Genomic DNA, 2,018 nt, shown 5'->3' with positions numbered 1-2,018 from the left:
CAGAAAATAGTACTGAGTCTGCTCTGGTGTCAGGATAGATACTGGAGGAAGTACTCCGAAAGCATCTGCGGACAGGAAGATTACGTTCTTAGCTGCCGGAGCTGCGGAAATCGGGCGAACGATTTTTTCAATATGATCGATCGGGTAAGATACACGGGTGTTCTCTGTTACGCTCTTATCAGCGAAGTCGATTTTTCCGTTCTCATCCAGAGTAACGTTCTCTAACAGTGCGTTACGTTTGATTGCGTTGTAGATGTCTGGTTCAGATTCAGCATCCAGGTTGATAACTTTTGCGTAGCATCCACCTTCGAAGTTGAATACGCCGTTGTCATCCCAGCCGTGCTCGTCATCACCGATCAGCAGACGTTTCGGGTCTGTAGACAGTGTAGTTTTACCTGTTCCGGACAGACCGAAGAAGATTGCTGTGTTTTCGCCGTTCATGTCTGTGTTTGCGGAGCAGTGCATGGAAGCGATGCCTTTCAGTGGCAGATAGTAGTTCATCATAGAGAACATACCTTTTTTCATTTCTCCGCCGTACCATGTATTTACGATAACCTGCTCACGGCTTGTGATGTTGAACATAACAGCTGTTTCAGAGTTCAGACCCAGCTCTTTGTAGTTTTCAACTTTTGCTTTGGAAGCGTTGTATACGATGAAATCCGGTTCGAAGTCTTTCAGTTCTTCTTCTGTAGGTTTGATGAACATGTTAGTTACGAAATGTGCCTGCCATGCTACTTCTACGATGAAACGGATAGCCATACGGGTGTCTTTGTTTGCACCACAGAATGCATCTACTACGAACAGTCTCTTGTTGGACAGTTCTTTCAGGGCCAGCTCTTTTACAGAGTTCCATGCTTCCTGTGTTGCAGGGTGGTTATCGTTCTTATATTCGTCAGAAGTCCACCAAACAGTATCTTTGGAGTTTTCGTCCATTACGATGAACTTGTCTTTAGGAGAACGTCCGGTGTAAACACCAGTCATAACGTTAACTGCTCCCAGTTCACTTTCCTGTCCTTTTTCAAAACCTTCCAGTGTAGATTTTGTTTCTTCTTCAAATAACATTTCATAAGAAGGATTATAAACAACCTCTGTAGTTCCGGTAATGCCATACTTACTTAAATTAATTTCTGCCATTTTACATTAACCTCTTTCTTTCATAATATGATAACCACCTGCGGATGCAGGTTTATGGTATCCCTCAAAGACAGCCGCCCATAGCAACTCTCTTTATCCCTAATTATACATATTTGCGACACAAAATCAATAAAAATTCTTTTAAATTTTTGAAAAGACTAGCTAAAAACTAGGATTTCCGGTTTTCTTTGATTTATCCCACGAATCTCAGTTTCTCTATGATAATATCAGAACCGGAATCTCTTCCGGTCCTGACTTTATCTTTTGCAGATATTTTCCTCAACTTTTTGAAGCAATTACTTGATTGCAGCCGTCTCGATAATGAATTTTACGCTGCCATCTGTATCTTTCTCCCAGCCATCGAATACGGTGTAGTCTTTGTCAGCTTCTGTCACTGCATCCAGACGATCCATCAGTGCCGTCAGATCGTCTCCTGCCAGATCTGCAATCTTCTGGATTCCTTCCTCGTCAAATTCTTCCATACCGTCTGCCAGTTCTGTGGAGCCGTCTGCCAGTTTCGTGGTTCCGTCTTTCAGCTGAACGCCGCCATCTGCCAGTTTTTTGGTTCCGGACTTCAACTGTGCGGCACCGTCTGCCAGTTTCTGGATACCTGCACTTAACGTATTTCCACCGGACTGCAAAGCTTTACCACCGACGATCAGGGCACTGCTTCCTGCTACCAGTTTGGCTGTTCCGTCTTTCAGGGTACTGTTGTTTGCGATCAGGGTGTCAGATCCTTTTTTCAGGGTTTCGGTTCCCTGAGTCAAGGATGCGGAGCCTTGTGCCAGCTGTGTGACACCGTCACTGAGGGCGGATGCACCGGATGCCAGGGTTGTCAGTCCGCTGTTCAGAGATTGGGTTCCGGCTGTCAGAGCTGCTGCTCC

1 protein-coding gene and 1 pseudogene are annotated in these 2,018 nt (G+C 45.0%); both read right to left on the bottom strand.

Going from position 1 to position 2,018, the window contains the following annotated elements:
- Positions 1-1,134: phosphoenolpyruvate carboxykinase (ATP) (locus MSA64_RS00085; RefSeq protein ID WP_287890030.1), on the bottom strand; the 1,134-nt coding region annotated here is incomplete at its 3' end.
- Between the two features lie 296 nt (positions 1,135-1,430).
- Positions 1,431-2,018, bottom strand: a pseudogene (locus MSA64_RS00080) (hypothetical protein); the annotation flags it as partial.

Origin of the sequence: Oliverpabstia sp., assembly GCF_022785585.1 — a bacterium.
Classification (GTDB): domain Bacteria; phylum Bacillota; class Clostridia; order Lachnospirales; family Lachnospiraceae; genus Oliverpabstia; species Oliverpabstia intestinalis.
This window is presented reverse-complemented; position numbering and strand designations above follow the sequence as displayed.